We start from the raw sequence: 12,089 nt of genomic DNA, 5'->3' as shown, positions 1-12,089 counted from the left end.
CCCGAGATGAAGCGCTTCGAAGCCCTGGCCGCCGACATCGCGACCTCGATCCGTGACGGTCTGCTGAAGCCCGGCGACCGCCTGCCGTCGGTGCGACAGGCCAGCGCCGGCCGCCATGTGAGCCCGGCGACCGTGTTCGAGGCCTATTACCTGCTGGAGGCGCGCGGGCTGATCCGGTCGCGGCCGCGCTCGGGCTACTACGTCGTCGACAAGCCCCGACGGCTGCCTGCCGAGCCGGAGACGGCGTCGACGCCCGACAGCCAGGCGCGGCCTGTGCAGATCAGCTCGATGGTGTTCGACATCCTGCGCTCGGCGATGACCCGCGACGTGGTGCCGCTGGGCTCGGCCTTTCCCAGCCCGTTGCTGTTTCCGCTGGAGAAGCTCGGCCGCGTGCTGGCGAACTCGGCAACCCACATGGATCCGTGGAGCACGGTGGACGACCTGACGCCGGGCAGCCTCGAGCTGCGCCGCCAGATCGCACTTCGATACGTGCTGGACGGCGTCCACATCGATCCCGGCGACATCCTCGTGACGAACGGCGCGATGGAGGCGCTGAACCTCTGCCTCTCCGCGGTCTGCGATCCGGGCGATGCCGTCATCGTCGAATCGCCCTGCTTCTACGTCTGCCTGCAGGCGCTGGAGCGGCTGGGGTTGCACGCGGTCGAGGTCGCGACCGATCCGCGCGAGGGCATCGACCTCGCCGCACTGGAACGGGCCTTCCAGCAGCGCCGGCCGAAGGCGTGCTGGCTGATGACGAATTTCCAGAACCCGCTCGGAAGCGCGATGTCCGACGACAAGAAGCGGGCACTGGCCGAACTTGTCGCCCGATACCGCGTGCCGCTGATCGAGGACGATGTCTACAACGAGCTGTACTTCGGAAGCCGCCGGCCCGCGCTGACGAAGGCTTTCGATGCCGACGGCTGGGTGCTCCACTGCAGCTCGTTCTCGAAGACGCTCGCGCCCGGCTACCGCGTCGGCTGGGTGACGCCGGGACGTTTCGCCGCGCGCATCGCGCAGCACAAGCTCACGCTTTCACTGGCGACATCGGTTCCCGTGCAACTCGCACTTGCGCGCTACCTCGAGCGCGGCAGCTACGAGCGGCACCTGCGCGTGCTGCGCAGCACGCTCGAAGCGCAGCGCGACGACTACACCGAAGCGATCGCGCAGTACTTTCCGGCCGGGACACGCGTGAGCCGCCCCGGCGGCGGCTACTTCCTCTGGGTCGAATTGCCCGCGTCCACGGATGCGCTCGACCTGCGGCAGCGTGCCGTGGCCAGTGGCGTCAGCCTCGCGCCGGGGCCGATGTTCTCGGCGTCACGCGGCTTTGGCAACTTCATCCGCGTCAACTTCGGGCATCCGCTCGACAAGCGCGCTCTCGAGGGGATCAGGCAGGTAGGACGCCTGGCGCGCAGGGGCTGAGAGCGTTTGCCCCAGCGCACGGTCACGTAGGTCCGACGTCCAGCAGGCTGCGCGCGCGATGCGCGCACCTGCAGGGAAGGTGCGAACAATCACCGTCGGCCGCCGGCCTTGCACAGCCAGCGGCGGACGCGTTTCAGCGACGCGCGTGCCGTTCGCGCTTCCCGTCGTCGCCGTCCGCGGTGGCGCGGCTTCGTGCGAAGTCGGGAAACGTCTCCGCGACCGATGCCTTGTCCGGCAGGATGTAGAACAGGCCGCCACGCTTGAAGGTCGTGCTGACGACCTGCTCGTAGAAGTCGGGGGCGACGTTGATGCAGCCGTGCGTGACGCGGTTGTCCGACGGCGTCGGCGATGCCAGGCGTTCGGCACGCCGCTCGGACGGAACGCCGGTGGCCGTCGGATGGATGGAGACGGCGGAGTCGTAGTCCACCCACAGCACGCGCCCGGCGTCGATCGACGGGCCGAAGCCGCCGATGAAACGGCCCGCGGGCGTGGTGCGGTCGCGGCCCGGAATCTCGCGAAGCGCGAGCCCGGCGACACCGGGGGCGATGTGATCGCCGATCGCCGAGCCGAGCAGGCCGGGCGCTGCGCCGCGAAGCCGGCCGTCGCCGCCGAACACCAGCACCTGCGCGCTGGCCTTGTCGATGATCGCGAACGGATAGCCCTGGGCGTCGTTTGACGCGACGACCCAGCCGGCGAGTTCGATCACCGTGCCGGACACGTCCTGCCCGGGCGGAAGCTGATCGGCGGCCGCGACCGGTTGCGCCGCCATGGCGTCGGCGCCTGCGACGCCGAAGTTTGCGAATGCCAACGCCAGCGCGCCGGCAACGATACGGATCGCAGGATGTTTGCGCGTACGAATGGGACGGTTCCTTCGAACGATTGACGATGCGGACACCGATGGCCGGCGACGGCCACCGGGTCCCGGCTCAAGCCGTTTGTCGCAAACGGCGCGAAGCCCGATCAGCCGCGCGGGCGACGGCCCGGTGCCGTTTCGAGCTGCTGCACGCGGCCTTCCAGCTGGTCGAGGCGCTGGTTGGCGCGCTGTGCGTTCTGGTTGGCGGCTTCGGCGCTCTGGGCGGCGCTCTGCACGCGCGTGTCGATCTGGTCGAGGCGCGAATTCACGGCCGCGAACTCGTCCTTGTATGTGGCGCAGGCGGAGAGACTGAGGGCGACGGCTGCAACGCCGAGCGCGCGCGCCATGACGAAATGTTGCCGGGTAAGAATCATTTCGAACCTCCTTCCTGTTGGGGGAGCCCGGAATATAGCCACCTTCGTGTCGTATTCATGAAATGCGTACAGGCGCTGTTCGACTACGTCGAGAGGGCGTGAAGAATGCGCTGTCATCGACGAGGCGGCGATCGCAGAACGGCGATCTTCCCGGGCTTATTCGATATTCGAGCACGCACCGCGGGTGCGACCGCGACGTTCATTGATCGCGGACCCGCAACGAACGCGACATCGACTCATCACCGCACGGCTTGTCGGGTTGCGTCATGCGGCGAGACGACAAGAGCGCGGCGCCACACCCTCTCCGTCAACGTCCGCACCCGCTCGCGACGCATCTTTCGGTCCTGCATCCACTCGCCTGCAACCATCGGCAAACGAACCATTTCGGCGAGGCGACGGGTGCAGCCGATACGTGTTTTCTTCACGACCACAGCGCAGCTTCGCCGCTGCTCACATCTCCACTTCCCGCCGGAACGGCGGTAGCGCATCGAGGATGTCGCGCCCGTAGCGCTTCTCGACGATGCGCCGGTCGAGGATGACGATCCGGCCGGTGTCCCTCGATGTGCGGATCAGGCGGCCGGCGTACTGGGTGAGCACGCGCGTGGCTTCGGGCACGGACACCAGCATGAAGGCGTTCTGGCCGCGCGATTCGAGCCATTCGGACTTGGTCGCGAGCACGGGCTCGGTCGGCACCGCGAACGGCAGCTGGGTGATCACCACCGTGGAGCAGTACTCGCCGGCGAGGTCGAGGCCCTCGCCCATCGAGGCGAGGCCGAACAGCACGCTGCCCTCGCCCGCGTCGATCGCCGCGCAGTGCTCGTCGATCAGCGCCTGCTTGCCGAGCGCGCCCTGCATGCGGATGTCGGGCTTGCAGGTCTCCGGCATCAATGCGTAGACCTGCTCCATCTTGCGGCGCGAGGTGAACAGCACCAGCGAGCCGCGGCTCCACACGAGCTCGCGCGCGAGCCAGTCGGCGACGGCGCGCGGGTGTGCTTCGTTGTCGGGCAGCACCGGGAAGCGCGGCACCTGCAGCACGGCTTGGCGGTCCAGATCGAAGGGCGATGGCAGCGACACGCATTCGGCGTCCGTCGGCAGCCCGATCGACGCCGCGAACACCTTGAAGTTGCCGCCGGCGCTGAGCGTGGCCGAGGTGACGAGTGCGGAATCGGCCTGCGACCACAGGCGTCGGCGCAGCAGCTTGGCGGCGGAGATCGGCGAGGCATGGCAAACCAGGCCGCGGTCGATGCCGAGCGTCATCCACCGCGCGTTGGGCGCCTCGCCGTCGGGATCCTGCTGGCCCCAGGCGAAGAACAGGTCGAAGGCTTCGCGCAATTGCTCGACGGCGGTGCCCATGGCACGCGTGACGCGGTCATTGCTCGCGGAGCCTTCGTTCTTCAGCACGCGGCGGCGCGCGGCGTCGAGCCATTCCAGAAGGTTGCCGGTATCGGTCGCGAGCGCCTTCGCATGCGTGCGCCAATCGTCCGGCAGCAGGCCCAGGCGCGCGCGCCACATCGGCTCGCGCTCGTTGGCGTCGGGCACCCAGTGTGCCTGCAGCAGTGCCTCGAACGCCTTGACCGCATCGGTGAGGCGCTTGAGGTCGGCATGCGCGTCGGCAAGTTCGCGGTTGCCGAGCTTCTTCTTGTCGAGCAGTCGGAACGGCGCGGCGAAGACGGGGTCCATCTTGGCGAGGCGTCGGCCGAACGCGCCTATGTGCAGGCGCGCCGCGCCCGATTCGATCGCCACCGACGCGAGGTGATGGCCTTCATCGAACACGAACGTGCACGCGGCGGGGTCGCCGATGAGGAAGTTCTCCGACTGCGCTTCGGCATCGGCGTTGCCGTCGAGTTCGAGTGCGGCGATCACCATCGCGTGGTTGGCGACGACGATGTCGGCGTCGCGCATGTCCTTGCGCGCGGCGAGCACGGGGCATCGCATGGAATGCGCGCAACGGCTGTTCGAGCACGCGCCGGACGTGGTGCTCAGCAGCGGGCGCAGCGCGGCGGGCACCGGGTGCGGCGCCTCGTCGAGGTCGCCGGTCCAGTCGCCGCGCTCGAACGCACTGACCAGTGCATTCACCGCCCTGATCTCGTCGGCCGCGGGTGGGCGCGGCCAGCCGGCGGCGGGCAGGTCGAAGCCGAGGTCGGCCTGCGCGGTCTGCCCGCCGGCGAGCTCCATCGCATCGCGCACGCACAGGTAGCGCTGCCGCCCCTTCGCGAGCGCCACCTTCGCCTCGATGCCCGTCGCGGCGAGGAAGGCGGGCAGGTCCTTGCTCACCAGCTGGCCCTGCAGCGCGACGGTCGCGGTCGACAGCACCAGCTTGCGCTTGCCGATCTTCGCCGTCGGAATGCCGGCGATGAGGTAGCCCAGCGACTTGCCCGTGCCGGTCGGCGCTTCGGCGACGGCGAAGCCGCCGCTGGTGCCCAGCGCGCGCGAGGCAGTGGCGATCAGGTGCCGCTGCGACGGCCGCGGGACGAAGCCCGGCACGCCGTTCGTGACCTGCTCGTAGGCCTTGCGGACGGCGGTCTTGGTTCCCTCGTCGAGGGCGCGGGGAACTGCGGGCTTACTCATCTGGACAGGACACACGGCGCGACGCGGCCGCGATTGTCGCCGTTCGCTGTCTCAGCGCGCGGGCCTGCCGTTGGCTTTTCTGAACCGGCAGGGCACGCACCATGCCACTGGAGCGCGGCCTGCATCGGCGGCCTCCCGAAGACATGGACGTTCCATCGCGGACCGCGAACGGCTAGGACATGCGCCGTCGCGAGCCGCCGTCATGCGAGCGCGCTCAGTCGTGCAGCCAGCGCCAGCCCAGCCAGCAGGCCCAGACGGCCGCCGCGAGCCACAGCCCCACGATCAGGACGGCCGCGCCGCGTGCCACCGGGCGCTCGGCCATCGCGCCGGCACGCTCGCGGCACTCCGCGATCACTGCGGGTGGCACCAGCCGCATCACCAGCCAGATGCCCAACGGCACGAGCACGAGGTCGTCGAGGTAGCCCAGCACCGGAACGAAGTCGGGAATCAGGTCGATCGGGCTCAACGCGTAGGCGGCGACGGCGAATGCCAGCAGCCGCGCCCCGCCGGGCGTCGCCGGATGGCGCGCGACGAGATAGACCGTGATCGCCTCGCGCCGCAGCCTTCGCGCCGAGTCGCCCAACGTCGCGAACAGGCGCCCGGCATCGGACGTCCGCGTCGGCCTCACACGTTCGAGCTGTCGGCCGGCGCGCTGCTCCCGAGCGGCGGCGCACCGTCGAGCCCGCGGTCGACCCGCAGATGCGGGCCGCCGACGGTGAACGAGGTCATCGATAGAGAGCCGTAGGCATAGCCGTCGACCAGTACGTCGAGCGGCCTGCCCGCCTGCGCGGCGATGCCGGCGATATAGAGGAACGGCAGGAAGTGCTCGGGCGTCGGCGCGACCTTGAGGAAATCGCCGCGCGCGACCAGCGCGGGCGTTTCGACGGGCCGCGAGGTGGCGATATCGATCGCGGCCTCGTTGAACGCGCGTGCCCAGTCGAAACCGGCATCCACCGAATGGCGGTCCATCGCGCGCAGGTTGTGCACGACGTTGCCGCTGCCCATCACCAGCACGCCCGAGTCGCGCAGCGCGGCGAGCTTCGCCCCCATCGCGAGGTGCCAGTCGGCCGGTTTGGTCGCGTTGATCGACAGCTGCACGACGGGGATGTCGGCATCGGGGAAGGCATGCGCGAGCACCGACCAGGTGCCGTGGTCCAGGCCCCAGCTGTCGGTGTCGGCGGCGACGTAGTCGGGCTGCGCGACGTCGGCGACTTCTTCCGCGAGTTCGGGCAAGCCGGGCGCGGGATACCGGACGTCGAACAGCGCCTGCGGGAAGCCGTAGAAGTCGTGGATGGTGCGCGGGCGCGGCATCGCGGTCACGGCCGTCGCGTTGACGAACCAGTGTGCCGACACCATCAGGATCGCGCGCGGCCGCGGCACCGATTCGCCGAACGCACGCCACGCTTCGGTGTAGCGGTTGCGTTCCAGCGTGTTCATCGGGCTGCCGTGGCCGATGAAGGCCGCCGGCATGGGTTGGCTGCTCATCGGTCCCTCCGGTGACGGGTCACGACGCGGCGCGATCCACGTCTTCGGCCCGGGATCGGCGCTTGCCGCGCTGTCCGACGGAACGACGCGCCGTGTAGTGCGCGGAACGTCGCTGCCGGCAAACCTCAGTTGCCGGTCGCCTGCGAAGGACCACGCAGCATCAGGTCGCGCATGGCGTCGCGGGAGTCGTCGCTCTGGGCCTGCATTTCGTCCACGGTGCGGCAGACCTTGCGCGACATGTTGCTGCCCATCGGCCGCTCGCGCGTGCACACCTTCTTCTTTTCAGGCTTGGCCGCCTCGGCCTGCGCCGCGGGCGCCGGTGCGGCGTCGTCCGTCGGTGCGGTGGCTGTCTGAGCGAACGCCGTCGGCATGGCCAGCAGAAGGCCAGCGGCAAGAACAGGAAGCTTCATGGCGATATCCGTACGTCGGGGGTTCGAGCATGGCCCATCCGGCGCACGGACGCCATATGACCTGCGGCATCCATCCCTGCGTCCAGGGGCAAGCGGCGGCCCGCCGTTCCAGTTCTGTCCCGCAGGTTCGCCTAGCGGTCGCCACCGTCCTCAGGACAGCGGCCACTGGACCCGCGTGACGGCGCAGCCACCGCGAAGCGTGTTGTGCACCTCCGCGACGCGGTCGGTCTCCGAGACGAGTCTCTCGATGTCGGCCGTCGGAGCGATGGAATCGACCCGCACGGCGTACCGGACGTCTTCCGCCGCCAGGCCAACACCCTCGAAGCGTGCCGTGGCGACGACCTCGCAGCCGTCGATGGCGATGCCCAGCCGCGCGGCCTCGCGGTAGAGGTCGTTGCAGTAGCACGTGGCGAGCGCCAGCATCAGGAATTCGCCGCCGTTGATCGCGCTGCCGCGGCCCTGCGCCTTCGCCGCGACCGCCACCGACTGCCTGCTGCCGGCGGTGGCGACATCCGCCGCGTGCCCGCCCGCCGTGTTGCTTACGCGTGCCGAGATCTCCATCACCGCCTCGCTTGCGCCGCGCCCGGGTGTCGTCCCGGGCCCTGCGCCGTTGTAGCGCCGATGCAGGCGCAAATGGCGGCCGCCGGGCGGCGGAGGCCACGGCCGGCTGCTGAACAGGGGGCGCCCGCCGGTCGGCATGTAAAATCCGCGTTTTGGCCGTACGCACGCAGTGGAACATTCTTTCCGGGCGCAGGACGGTGGGCCTGCGCTCATCCGCCTGCTTGCCTACGTCGGCGGCGCCGCCGCATCGCCCCCTTCGCAAGCCCTGGCCCCGCAACTGGCGCAGTGGATCGAGTGGCGCCAGGCCGTGGCGCTGTCATCCGCGCTGGAGGCACAGCCGTCGGCCTGCGACAGCGACGTTCCGACCGGTACGGATGGCGACGAGGATTGCGCGCAGGTTCGCGCGTCCCTCGTCCGTTCGATCGACGGCGACCGCGCGTTCACCACGACGTCCGCCGATGCGGCCTTCTTCCGCCAGCGCTGCCAGCTGCTGCAACAGGTGATGGGCGCGGAGGTCGGGCTGCTGCGAAAGCGCCTGCGCGAGCGTCTCGCGCGGCGCTCGACGGCATTCGCGCGGCTGGCTGCGGCGGATGCGGCAATGGAACAGGCGCTCGCGCCGCGCGAACGCGCGTCGCTGGCCGCGGTGCCGGAGATGCTCGGGCGCCACTTGGAACGACTGCGCGATGCCCAACCAGCATCGGGCGACACCGCGGCGCCCTGGCTCGACGCCTTCCGCCGCGACATGCGCGCACTGCTCGTCGCCGAGCTGGACCTGCGCCTGCAACCCACCCGGGGCCTGTCAGCGGCCCTTCGAACCGATACCGCGGGACCCCATGCCGAATAACCTGCTCAAACCCGCCGTCTTCTCCCTCGGCCTGCTGGCCCTTGTCGCCGTCGGCGCCGGCTATGTCGGCAGCAACCCGCTCGCGCTCGCGGTGGTGCTGGTCATCACCGCCTGCTACCTCGCGGGTGCGGTCGAATTGCGGCGCTACAGCCGTGCCACCACCGCACTCGCGACGTCGGTCGATTCGCTCGACGGGCCGGTCGACAGCCTGACGACCTGGCTCGCGTCGTTGCCCGCATCGCTGCGCGCGACGGTGCGCCAGCGCATCGAGGGCGAGCGGGCGCCACTGCCGGCCCCTGCGCTGACGCCCTATCTCGTCGGCCTGCTGGTGCTGCTCGGCATGCTCGGCACCCTTCTCGGCATGATGAGCACGCTGCGCGGCACCGGCATGGCGCTGGAGAGCGCCACGGATCTCGATGCCGTGCGCACCTCGCTGGCCGCACCGGTGAAGGGGCTGGCTTTCGCGTTCGGCACGTCGATCGCGGGCGTCGCGGCCTCGGCCATGCTCGGCCTGCTGTCGGCGCTGTGCCGTCGCGAGCGCAGCGAGGCTGCGCAGGCGCTGGACGGCGCGGTCGCCACGCACCTGCACGTGTATTCGCGCAGCCACCAGCGCGACGAGGCATTCCGCCTGCTGCAGCGCCAGGTCGACACGATGCCGACCTTGGTCGAGCAACTGGCGTCGACAATGGCGGCGATCGAACAGCAGAGCGCACGCGCGCACGAGCGACAGCTCGCGCAGCAGGCCGCGTTCCACGCGCGCGCCGAAGCCATGCATGCCCAGCTGGCGACGAGCGTCGGCCAATCGCTGGAAGCCAGCGTCTCCAGGAGCGCCGAGGCCGCGGGCGCGACGCTGCGCCCGGTCGCCGAGGACACCATGGCCGCGCTGACGAAACAGGCCGCCGAGCTGCATGCGGAGATCGCGCAGGCCATGCAACGCCAGATCGAATCGATCGGCGACGGCCTGCAGGCGAGCACCGACAAGGTCGCCACGCTATGGACCGATGCGATCGCGCAACAACGTGCGGCGAACGACGGCGTCGCGCAGCAGCTGGACGCCACGCTCGCGCAGTTCACCGGGGCGTTCGAGCAGCGCGCCACCCGACTGGTCGACACGATCTCTGCACGCGTCGAAAACGTGGGCACCGGCGCCGTCGCCGCATGGAATGACGCATTGGCACGCCAGGCTGCGCTGGGCGAGGCACTCGCACGTAACAACGAGCACGCACTGGCCGAGGCGACCACGAAGTTCGGCGAGGCCCTGTCGCAGCAGGCCGCCGCGGGCGAGTCGCTTGCGAGCGGCAGCGCGCAGGCGCTCGCCGATGCGCGCGTCGCCTTCGAGGAAGCGCTGTCGAAACAACTCGCAGCCGGTGAAGCACTTGCGCGCAACAACGAACAGGCGCTGGCCGAGGCGACGACACGGTTCAACGAGGCGGTATCGCAGCAGGCCGCCGTGGGCGAAACGCTGGCGCGCGGCAGCGACCAGGCACTCGCCGGTGCGCGCGCCGCCTTCGAGGAAGCGCTGTCGAAGCAACTCGCAGCCGGTGAAGCACTCGCGCGCAACAACGAACAGGCGCTCGTGGCTGCGACGGCGTGCTTCGAATCGCAGGCCGCGTCGCTCGTGGACACCGTGCAGCGCTCGCACGCCGAGCTGCAGGCGCGTCTCGAAGCCAACACGCAGGCGCATGCGCGCGAAACCCTGGCGGAAATCTCGCGCCTCGTGCACGACGCCGCCGAGGCGCCGAAGGCGGCGGCCGCGGTCATCGCCGAGCTTCGCCAGAACCTGTCCGACAGTCTCGCCCGCGATACGGCGATGCTGGAGGAACGCGGCCGCCTGCTGGCGACCGTCGACACGCTGCTCGGCGCGGTGAACCACGCGTCGGCCGAACAGCGCGCCGCGGTCGATGCGCTGATCGCGACTTCCGCCGACGCGATGGAACGCGTGGCCGCGCGCTTCACCGAGCAGGTCGAGGCGCAGGGCAGCCGGCTCGATGCCGCCGCCGACCGCATCGCCGCGGGCGCGATCGACGTCGCGAGCGTGGGCGACGTGTTCAGCGAGGCGGTGCAGCGCTTCGGCGACGCCAACGAGCAGCTCGCCGCGCGCCTGCAGGCCATCGAGGGCGCGCTGGAGCGCTCGCTGGAACGCAGCGACGAGCAACTCGCCTACTACGTCGCGCAGGCGCGCGAGGTGGTCGACCTGAGCCTGCTGGCGCAGAAGCAGATCCTCGGCGAGCTGCAGCAACGGGCGGACGCACAGGCCCAGCCGGCATGAGCGTGGAGTTCGACAACGACAGCGGCAGCGCGCCGGTCTGGGCCGCGTTCGGCGACCTGATGTCGGTGCTGCTGGGTGTGTTCGTGCTGATCCTGGTCGGTGCGATCGGCATGCAGATGCAGCTCTCGCAGCGTCTCGACGAGGAAGTGCGCAAGCGCGAGGAAGCCACGCAGCGCACGCGCACGCTGGAGCAGGCGCTCGCGGTGCCGCTGTCGACTGGCCGCGTGACGCTGGTGGACGGGCGCATCGGCATCCGCGGCAGTGTGCTGTTCGCGCTCAATTCCGACCGCCTGCAGCCGGAAGGGCGCGAGCTGTTGAAGAGCCTCGCGGGCCCGCTGGCCACGTACCTGCGCTCGCGCGACGAGATCCTGATGGTGAGCGGCTTCACCGACGACCGTCAGGTGCGCGACGGCAACCGCCAGTTCGCCGACAACTGGGAGCTCTCCGCCGAGCGCGCGCTCACCGTGACGCGTGCGCTCATCGCCGCCGGCGTGCCGGCCGATTCGGTGTTCGCCGCGGCCTTCGGCTCGCAGCGCCCGGTCAGCGCCAATGACGACGAAGCCGGCCGCGCGCGCAATCGACGTGTCGAGATCGCGCCGATGCCCAAGCCGCGGACCGCGGCCGCACCGTGAGCGACGCCGTGGACATCGCGGCGATGCTGGCCACGCTGCAGCAGCGCGGCGCCGACCGCCTGGACCCGCTGTGCTACGCGCGCATCCGCGCACTGTCGCGCCGCGCCGCGGACCGCGACGGCGGGCTGCGACGCGTGCTCGACGCCCGGATTGCCGAACTCGCATCCGCCTGCCTGGCCTCGCTCGATGCATCGCACGCCGCGCCGGCACGCGATGGTTCACGTCAGTCGGCCCGGAACGCGTTCGCGGCGCTGCACGAACGCCTTGCAGCCGACACCGCGTCGCCCAAGGCGCAGGCCGCGACGACCGCCCTCGACGAACTGCACCGCGCCAGCGCCACGGCCCGCGCACGCAGCCAGATGCGGCAGGCGCTGGACAGCGCGCCGCAGGACGCCGGCCCGCTGAACTCCACGCTGCTGGTGCATCGCGCGCTCACGCTGATGCGCGATGTCTCGCCCGACTATCTGCAGGCGTTCATGGGCTACGTCGACGCGCTGGCCTGGCTCGATGGCATGACGGCCAAAGCGGCGCCCGCGAGCGCGACGCCCATCGCGGGACCGAAGCGCCCGCGCGCGAAGCCGCGCACGCGCCGCGCCTGACGCCGCGCATCCGTCGGAACGCGCCACCGTCATAAGCCGTCGCGACCGTACGCAGGGGTCGCGACTTCCGGCACG

12 protein-coding genes are annotated in these 12,089 nt (G+C 70.5%); 5 read left to right on the top strand and 7 right to left on the bottom strand.

Annotated elements, in window-relative coordinates:
• The first annotated feature begins 6 nt into the window (after window positions 1–6).
• A complete protein-coding gene (locus IE066_RS09330; RefSeq protein WP_189449202.1) occupies window positions 7–1,419 on the top strand; it encodes an aminotransferase-like domain-containing protein in 1,413 nt (470 codons plus the stop codon).
• A gap of 133 nt (window positions 1,420–1,552) precedes the next feature.
• Here the strand turns inward: IE066_RS09330 and IE066_RS09325 are convergent, their stop codons facing one another.
• The 7 genes from IE066_RS09325 to IE066_RS09295 all read right to left on the bottom strand — a co-directional run bounded on the left by IE066_RS09325 (window position 1,553) and on the right by IE066_RS09295 (window position 7,808).
• Entirely contained in the window at window positions 1,553–2,233 is a 681-nt protein-coding gene (locus tag IE066_RS09325; RefSeq protein ID WP_189449688.1) for a L,D-transpeptidase, read from the bottom strand.
• Window positions 2,234–2,379: 146 nt separating this feature from the next.
• Window positions 2,380–2,646: a hypothetical protein gene (locus IE066_RS09320; RefSeq protein ID WP_189449200.1), complete on the bottom strand. Its 267-nt coding sequence runs from the start codon at window positions 2,644–2,646 to the stop codon at window positions 2,380–2,382.
• A gap of 450 nt (window positions 2,647–3,096) precedes the next feature.
• Window positions 3,097–5,214: an ATP-dependent DNA helicase DinG gene (gene dinG / locus IE066_RS09315; RefSeq protein ID WP_189449198.1), complete on the bottom strand. Its 2,118-nt coding sequence runs from the start codon at window positions 5,212–5,214 to the stop codon at window positions 3,097–3,099.
• A gap of 214 nt (window positions 5,215–5,428) precedes the next feature.
• The gene (locus tag IE066_RS09310) at window positions 5,429–5,842 is read right to left on the bottom strand and encodes a YkvA family protein (RefSeq protein WP_229790760.1); all 414 of its coding nucleotides are present in this window, start codon (window positions 5,840–5,842) and stop codon (window positions 5,429–5,431) included.
• Entirely contained in the window at window positions 5,839–6,699 is an 861-nt protein-coding gene (gene ygiD / locus IE066_RS09305; RefSeq protein ID WP_229790759.1) for a 4,5-DOPA-extradiol-dioxygenase, read from the bottom strand. Before ygiD ends, IE066_RS09310 begins: the two co-directional genes overlap by 4 nt.
• Before the next feature lie 125 nt (window positions 6,700–6,824).
• Window positions 6,825–7,109: a hypothetical protein gene (locus IE066_RS09300; protein WP_189449196.1), complete on the bottom strand. Its 285-nt coding sequence runs from the start codon at window positions 7,107–7,109 to the stop codon at window positions 6,825–6,827.
• 150 nt (window positions 7,110–7,259) lie between these two features.
• Window positions 7,260–7,808, bottom strand: a complete 549-nt coding sequence (locus IE066_RS09295; protein ID WP_229790758.1) for an OsmC family protein — start codon at window positions 7,806–7,808, stop codon at window positions 7,260–7,262.
• 31 nt (window positions 7,809–7,839) lie between these two features.
• On the opposite strand from IE066_RS09295, the gene IE066_RS09290 reads away from it, so the two are divergent.
• Genes IE066_RS09290 through IE066_RS09275 form a run of 4 tightly spaced genes read left to right on the top strand, consistent with a single transcriptional unit; the run spans window position 7,840 to window position 12,014 of the window.
• On the top strand, window positions 7,840–8,514 hold the full coding sequence (locus IE066_RS09290; RefSeq protein ID WP_189449194.1) for a DUF3348 family protein: 675 nt from the start codon (window positions 7,840–7,842) through the stop codon (window positions 8,512–8,514).
• A complete protein-coding gene (locus IE066_RS09285; protein ID WP_189449193.1) occupies window positions 8,504–10,783 on the top strand; it encodes a DUF802 domain-containing protein in 2,280 nt (759 codons plus the stop codon). The genes IE066_RS09290 and IE066_RS09285 overlap by 11 nt, the downstream gene beginning before the upstream one ends.
• On the top strand, window positions 10,780–11,415 hold the full coding sequence (locus tag IE066_RS09280; protein ID WP_189449191.1) for an OmpA family protein: 636 nt from the start codon (window positions 10,780–10,782) through the stop codon (window positions 11,413–11,415). The genes IE066_RS09285 and IE066_RS09280 overlap by 4 nt, the downstream gene beginning before the upstream one ends.
• Window positions 11,412–12,014 carry a DUF2894 domain-containing protein gene (locus IE066_RS09275; protein WP_189449189.1) on the top strand — a complete coding sequence of 201 codons (603 nt, stop codon included), beginning with the start codon at window positions 11,412–11,414 and terminating at the stop codon, window positions 12,012–12,014. The genes IE066_RS09280 and IE066_RS09275 overlap by 4 nt, the downstream gene beginning before the upstream one ends.
• Window positions 12,015–12,089 lie beyond the last annotated feature (75 nt).

The sequence above is a fragment of the Cognatilysobacter xinjiangensis genome (genome assembly GCF_014651995.1).
GTDB classification, from domain to species: domain Bacteria; phylum Pseudomonadota; class Gammaproteobacteria; order Xanthomonadales; family Xanthomonadaceae; genus Cognatilysobacter; species Cognatilysobacter xinjiangensis.
This window is presented reverse-complemented; position numbering and strand designations above follow the sequence as displayed.

Bases quoted from the DNA above. Each gene is read 5' to 3' on its own strand.
- IE066_RS09320 (WP_189449200.1), bottom strand. From the start codon at position 2,646: ATGATTCTTACCCGGCAACATTTCGTCATGGCGCGCGCGCTCGGCGTT.
- IE066_RS09330 (WP_189449202.1), top strand. From the start codon at position 7: ATGAAGCGCTTCGAAGCCCTGGCCGCCGACATCGCGACCTCGATCCGT.
- ygiD (WP_229790759.1), bottom strand. From the start codon at position 6,699: ATGAGCAGCCAACCCATGCCGGCGGCCTTCATCGGCCACGGCAGCCCG.
- dinG (WP_189449198.1), bottom strand. From the start codon at position 5,214: ATGAGTAAGCCCGCAGTTCCCCGCGCCCTCGACGAGGGAACCAAGACC.
- IE066_RS09280 (WP_189449191.1), top strand. From the start codon at position 10,780: ATGAGCGTGGAGTTCGACAACGACAGCGGCAGCGCGCCGGTCTGGGCC.
- IE066_RS09285 (WP_189449193.1), top strand. From the start codon at position 8,504: ATGCCGAATAACCTGCTCAAACCCGCCGTCTTCTCCCTCGGCCTGCTG.
- IE066_RS09300 (WP_189449196.1), bottom strand. From the start codon at position 7,109: ATGAAGCTTCCTGTTCTTGCCGCTGGCCTTCTGCTGGCCATGCCGACG.
- IE066_RS09295 (WP_229790758.1), bottom strand. From the start codon at position 7,808: ATGCCGACCGGCGGGCGCCCCCTGTTCAGCAGCCGGCCGTGGCCTCCG.